This window comes from Arthrobacter sp. GCM10027362, assembly GCF_042679445.1.
Lineage (GTDB): Bacteria > Actinomycetota > Actinomycetes > Actinomycetales > Micrococcaceae > Crystallibacter.
Window position 1 is genome coordinate 1 of record NZ_JBHTML010000233.1, and the last position, 5,301, is coordinate 5,301.

A 5,301-nucleotide genomic window follows, 5' to 3' on the forward strand; every position below is an offset into this window, starting at 1 on the left:
CGGTGCTGCACCGGGAGCCTGGCCGGAACCGGGAGCATTCTCCGCGCCGGTGGCGCTGCCGGCACCGGAGGCACCGCCGTCATAAGCGCCCAGGTCCGGCAGCCGGCTCGGCCGGCGTCCCGGCATCCGGAGCGCGTCCTCCATCCGCCGGGCCCGGCCGGTGCCCGCCTGCTCCTGATCAGCCATGCTTTCCTCTTTCCAATCTTTTCCAGTCTTTTTCGGTCTTGCCGGTTTCCGGTCTTGCCGGGCGGTGGCCCCGGCAGCGTGATCCTCAGTTGTCGATCAAAACCCCATCAGGCCCTGCCAGCCGGGGTTCCCGCCGCGGGCTTGCGGTGGGAGGCGGCGACGCGCTATGCGGTCCGGGCCTCGGCACCGGCGTCGAACCGGTCCAGGTCCCCGCGCGCGCCGGCGTCGTACGCCCGCTTGCCCAGCACCAGCGTGTACACCCAGTAGGCGGCCAGCAGCAGCGCGCCAATGCCGATCCGCAGCCAGTGCGGCAGCTCGCTCGGCGTCACGAACCCCTCCACCAGGCCGGAGAGGAACAGCACCAGGACCAGGCCCAAAGCCACCGTGATCAGCGAACGGCCCTCGGCAGCCATCGAGGCCAGCCTGGTCCGCGGCCCGGGCGAGACCCAGGACCAGAAGATCCGCAGGCCCGCCGCGGCAGCAATGAAGATCGCGGTCAGTTCCATCAGCCCGTGCGGCAGGATGTACAGGAAGAAGGTGTCGAGCCGGTCGTAGGCGGCCATCATGCCCCCGGCGATCCCCACTCCCTGCGCGTTCATGTAGACGATGTAGGGCACCCACAGGCCGGTGACCCCGAAGGCCACGCACTGGGCCGCAATCCACGCGTTGTTCGTCCAGACCATCCCCGCGAAGGAGGCGTTCGGGTTTTCCGTGTAGTAGTTGACGAAGTCCTCCTCCACGTACCGGCGCAGCTCGGCATCGGAGCCCAGGGCCTTGATCACCTCCGGGTTCCCGGCCACCCAGGCCCCGTAGAGCCAGGCCACCAGGATGAACGCGGCACCGACAATGAGGGTAAGCCGGCGCAGCCGGTAGAACGCCGCCGGCAGGGAACGGACGAAAAACCCGGCGATGTCCTCGGCGAAGCTGGATTTCGCGCCGGTGAACCTGGTCCGCGCCCGGGAGAGCCGGGTGGACAGTGCCGCGGAGAGCTGGCCCTCGGGGGCGATGGAGCGGATCATGGACAGGTGCGTGGAGGTGCGCTGGTAGAGCTCCAGCAGCTCGTCCGCCTCTTCGCCGGTCAGCCGGCGCTTGACGCTGAGCGTGTCCAGGCGCGTCCAGTCGTCCCGGTGCACCGCGGTGAAGGCGTCGATATCCACGCTCCCAGCCTAGCGGTCCCGCGCTGCTGCGCGCGGAGCGGGCGGTGGGAGGCGCCCGCCGTCGGTAGAGTGGAGAGAGGCAGGCGAAACGGTCCGCGGGACCGCCGGAGGGGGCGCAATGAGCCATGTGGTGACGGGCGAGGCCGTGGTGCTGGAACTGCGCCCGGCGTCCTTCGGCGTGCGGTCGCTGAGCGCGATGATCGACGCGGTGACCAACCTGGTGCTGCTGGTTCTGGCCTGGGTACTGCTGGGCGAGACCCTGGGCACCGGCTTCGACGCCGCCGCGGCCCAGGCGCTGGCGGTGTCCATGGTGCTCTTCTTCCTGGTCATCGTGCCGATCGGCGTGGAGGCGCTGACCCGCGGCAAGTCCCTGGGCCGGCTGATCATGGGGCTCCGCATCGTGCGCGACGACGGCGGCGCCATCCGGTTCCGGCATGCCCTGATCCGCGGGCTGGTCGGAGTCTTCGAACTGTACTTCATGCTCGGCTCGGTGGCGTTCGTGGCAGCCCTGTTCAACGACCGGTCCAAACGCCTGGGCGACATGCTGGCCGGCACCTACAGCATGCGCGAGCGCGTGGGCGTGCTGCCGCGGCAGCTGCCCCAGGCGCCCCCGCAGCTGCTGCCGTGGGTCAAGCTCACGGACATGGGCCGGCTGCCCGAGTCCCTGGCCCGGCGGATCTCCCAATTCCTGGCCCAGGCGCCGAAGATGATCCCCGCCTCCCGGGAGCGGCTGGCCGTGGCCCTGGCCAACGAGGCCGCCGGGTTCGTCTCTCCCCCGCCGCCGCCGGGCACAGCCCCGGAGCTGTACCTGATGGCGGTGATGGCCGAGCGCCGCGAGCGGGACTTCGCCCGCCTCAGCCGGCAGTACGCCGGCGCACGGGAGCGCGGCCGCAGGCTGCACGCGCTGCCCTTCGGACAGTAACCGCCCGGAAGAACCGGAAGAAGGGGGGCCTTGGCGCAGCGGCCAAGGCCCCCCTTCTGCGGATTGTCTTCCGCGCAGGCGCGGAAGACGGACGCTTAGTACCGGTAGTGCTCCGGCTTGTACGGGCCGGCCACGTCCAGGTCCAGGTACCCGGCCTGTTCCTTGGTCAGCTCGGTCAGCTCCACGCCGAGGGCGGCCAGGTGGAGGCGCGCGACCTTCTCGTCCAGGATCTTGGGCAGCACGTAGACCTGCTTGGCGTACTCGCCGGTGCCGGCCTTGGTGAACAGCTCGATCTGCGCGATGGTCTGGTTCGCGAAGGAGTTGCTCATCACGAAGGACGGGTGCCCGGTGGCGTTGCCCAGGTTCAGCAGGCGTCCCTCGGAGAGCACAATGATGGAGCGCTCGGCGTCGGTGCCGGCGTCGAAGACCCACTCGTGCACCTGCGGCTTGATCTCCACCTTCTGCACGCCCTCGACCCTGGCCAGGCCGGCCATGTCGATTTCGTTGTCGAAGTGGCCGATGTTGCCCACGATCGCCTTGTCCCGCATCCTCACCATGTCGGAGGCCATGATGACGTCCTTGTTGCCGGTGGTGGTGATGAAGATATGGCCTTCGCCGACGACCTTGTCCAGGGTGGTGACCTGGTAGCCGTCCATGGCCGCCTGCAGCGCGCAGATCGGGTCGATCTCGGTGACGACCACGCGTGCGCCCTGCCCGCGCAACGCCTCGGCGGCGCCCTTGCCGACGTCGCCGTAGCCGCAGACGACGGCGACCTTGCCGCCCATGAGCACGTCGGTGGCCCGGTTGATGCCGTCCGGCAGCGAGTGGCGGATGCCGTACTTGTTGTCGAACTTGGACTTGGTCACCGAGTCGTTGACGTTGATCGCCGGGAAGAGCAGCTTGCCCTGCTCGGCCAGCTGGTAGAGCCGGTGCACGCCGGTGGTCGTTTCCTCGGTGACCCCGAGGAGGCCGGCGGCAACGGTGGTCCACTTCTTCGGGTTGGCCGCCAGGGACCGGCGCAGCGTCTCGAGGATGATCCGGTATTCTTCCGGGTCCTCCTCGGCGGCGGCCGGCACGGCGCCGGCGGCCTCGAACTCCACCCCCTTGTGCACCAGCAGCGTGGCGTCGCCGCCGTCGTCCAGGATCATGTTCGGGCCCAGCTCCGGGTCGGTGTCGGCGCCGGGCCAGGTCAGGATCTGTTCGGCGGTCCACCAGTACTCTTCCAGGCTCTCGCCCTTCCAGGCGAACACCGGCACGCCCTGGGGATCCTCAGGGGTGCCGTTGCCGACGACGACGGCGGCGGCCGCCTCGTCCTGGGTGGAGAAAATGTTGCAGGAGGCCCAGCGGACCTCGGCGCCGAGCGCGGTCAGGGTCTCGATCAGCACGGCGGTCTGCACGGTCATGTGCAGCGAGCCGGCGATGCGGGCGCCCTTGAGCGGCTGGGACTCGCCGAACTCGGCGCGCAGGGCCATCAGGCCCGGCATCTCGTGCTCGGCCAGCCGGATCTGGTGCCGGCCGGCCTCGGCCAGGGAGAGGTCTTTTACCTTGTAGTCAAGCGTCACGGTTTCGGTCCTAGGCTTTGTCGGGGGCGGTGGGCGAAGCGGCTTCCGGCCCGGCGGCTTCCGGCGCGGCCGGGAGCAGGACCGGAATTCCTTCATCAATGCGGTAGCGCAGCTGCCGGCCGGCGGCGTCCGTGCCGGTGGATACCAGCTGGTCGCCCTCCTGGACCAGTTCGGATCCGGTGACCGGGCAGCGCAGCACGGCGATCAGTTCGGGCGGAAGATTTGCCATGGGGTCCATTCCTCGGGTGGGCCCGGCGACGCGGCAGCCGGGGCAACGTTGGCGGGCAGCCCGCCGGCCGGCCAAACCCGCGGGCGGGCCGGACAACTGTTTCAGGGTACCGTCCTAGGGCTGTCCGCGCAGAATGCGCAGGTGCCCGCGGCGGACGGTCTCCGCTCCCGCCGGCGGTTCCAGCGGCTCGCGCGTCCCACGCTGGACCGGGGCCTCGTCGGCAGGCTCCGGTGCGCTGCCGGCCTCGCGCACCGCATCGGCCAGCGCCAGCAGGTCGTCCGTATTGGGTTCGGGGGTCTGCTCGGGCAGGGCCAGTCGGAGCACTTCCCAGCCGCGCGGCACGGTCAGCCGGGCGGCGTGGTCGGCGCACAGGTCGTAGCAGTGCGGTTCGGCGTAGGTGGCCAGCGGGCCGAGGACGGCGGTGGAATCGGCGTAAACGTACGTCAAAGTGGCTATGGCCGAACGTGTACAGGCCGAGCGTGAACATTGGCGTATGGATCCCACGACCACACATTCTACTCCGCCGAAGCGCAGCTTCTGGTATTTCGCCCGCGGCAGGGTCAGCGCGCCGCTCCCGGGCGCCGGCCGGATACCGCCGGGTGCCGTGCTTTTGGCACCGGGCAGGCTTAGAGTCGTTATATGGGAAACGGTCCATCTTTGAGCATCAGGATTGCCAACGCCGTCCCGGCAGCCGGTGCCTCAGCTGTTGCGCGGCCGTTCGGCAAGCGGCGCCGCAACCGTCACGGGCGGGGGTTGCGCGGCGAATTGCTGCCGGCCCACCTGCCCGGCAACCGGACGCGTTCGGAGCGGTTCGAGGACCTGGTCCTGGATTCGGTCGAGCGCCTGCAATACCTCTGGGGCGAACGGATCGACGCCGTGGAATTCCTGGTCGCGGACATCCCGCCGGGCCTCGAGGAGCTGGTGGCCTCCCGGTCCCCCGCCCCGCTGGGCAACGTGGTGCGCGCCCGCCCCGGCGCACCCGCCGTCGTCACCATCTACCGCAAGCCGGTGGAGGCCGAGGCCAGGATCAAGGCGGAACTGCCGGAAGTGGTCCACGACGTGGTGGTCGAGCAGACGGCAGAGCTGCTGGGCATGTCGCCGGAGGCGGTGGACCCGACCTACGGCCGCACCCGCCCCTGAGGCCTCCGGCCCCTCCGCCCGGCCCGGCTCCCGGGCTAACGGCGGGCGAACGGCGGGGCGTGCTCGGGCAACGGGCCGAAGGCGATCATGCGCGCCGGCAGCATC

The 5,301-nt window shown here is 70.2% G+C and carries 7 protein-coding genes; 2 read left to right on the forward strand and 5 right to left on the reverse strand.

Translation table 11 applies throughout. From position 1 onward, the window contains the following. Together ACFQ36_RS20420 and ACFQ36_RS20425 are read right to left on the reverse strand one after the other, a co-directional pair. Window positions 1–186, reverse strand: a 186-nt coding sequence (locus tag ACFQ36_RS20420; protein WP_377017007.1) for a hypothetical protein, incomplete at its 3' end; no start/stop codon positions are given. Window positions 187–350: 164 nt separating this feature from the next. Next, a complete protein-coding gene (locus ACFQ36_RS20425; protein WP_377017009.1) occupies window positions 351–1,343 on the reverse strand; it encodes a stage II sporulation protein M in 993 nt (330 codons plus the stop codon). A 118-nt stretch (window positions 1,344–1,461) separates the two neighbouring features. On the opposite strand from ACFQ36_RS20425, the gene ACFQ36_RS20430 reads away from it, so the two are divergent. After that, a complete protein-coding gene (locus tag ACFQ36_RS20430; protein WP_377017011.1) occupies window positions 1,462–2,265 on the forward strand; it encodes an RDD family protein in 804 nt (267 codons plus the stop codon). A gap of 95 nt (window positions 2,266–2,360) precedes the next feature. On the opposite strand, the gene ahcY is transcribed toward ACFQ36_RS20430, so the two are convergent. From ahcY to ACFQ36_RS20445, 3 genes are all read right to left on the reverse strand, one after another. Continuing rightward, entirely contained in the window at window positions 2,361–3,827 is a 1,467-nt protein-coding gene (gene ahcY, locus ACFQ36_RS20435) for an adenosylhomocysteinase (protein ID WP_377017013.1), read from the reverse strand. A gap of 10 nt (window positions 3,828–3,837) precedes the next feature. Then, the gene (locus tag ACFQ36_RS20440) at window positions 3,838–4,056 is read right to left on the reverse strand and encodes a Trm112 family protein (protein ID WP_377017015.1); all 219 of its coding nucleotides are present in this window, start codon (window positions 4,054–4,056) and stop codon (window positions 3,838–3,840) included. Window positions 4,057–4,170: 114 nt separating this feature from the next. Beyond that, on the reverse strand, window positions 4,171–4,560 hold the full coding sequence (locus ACFQ36_RS20445) for a DUF3499 domain-containing protein (protein WP_377017017.1): 390 nt from the start codon (window positions 4,558–4,560) through the stop codon (window positions 4,171–4,173). Window positions 4,561–4,713: 153 nt separating this feature from the next. Between ACFQ36_RS20445 and ACFQ36_RS20450 the strand changes: the two genes are divergently transcribed. Further along, window positions 4,714–5,196, forward strand: a complete 483-nt coding sequence (locus ACFQ36_RS20450) for a metallopeptidase family protein (protein ID WP_377017019.1) — start codon at window positions 4,714–4,716, stop codon at window positions 5,194–5,196. Window positions 5,197–5,301: the final 105 nt, after the last annotated feature.

What these genes read in the sequence shown, in the direction of transcription:
- ACFQ36_RS20430 (WP_377017011.1), top strand. Translation starts at nt 1,462, where the DNA reads ATGAGCCATGTGGTGACGGGCGAGGCCGTGGTGCTGGAACTGCGCCCG.
- ACFQ36_RS20440 (WP_377017015.1), bottom strand. Translation starts at nt 4,056, where the DNA reads ATGGCAAATCTTCCGCCCGAACTGATCGCCGTGCTGCGCTGCCCGGTC.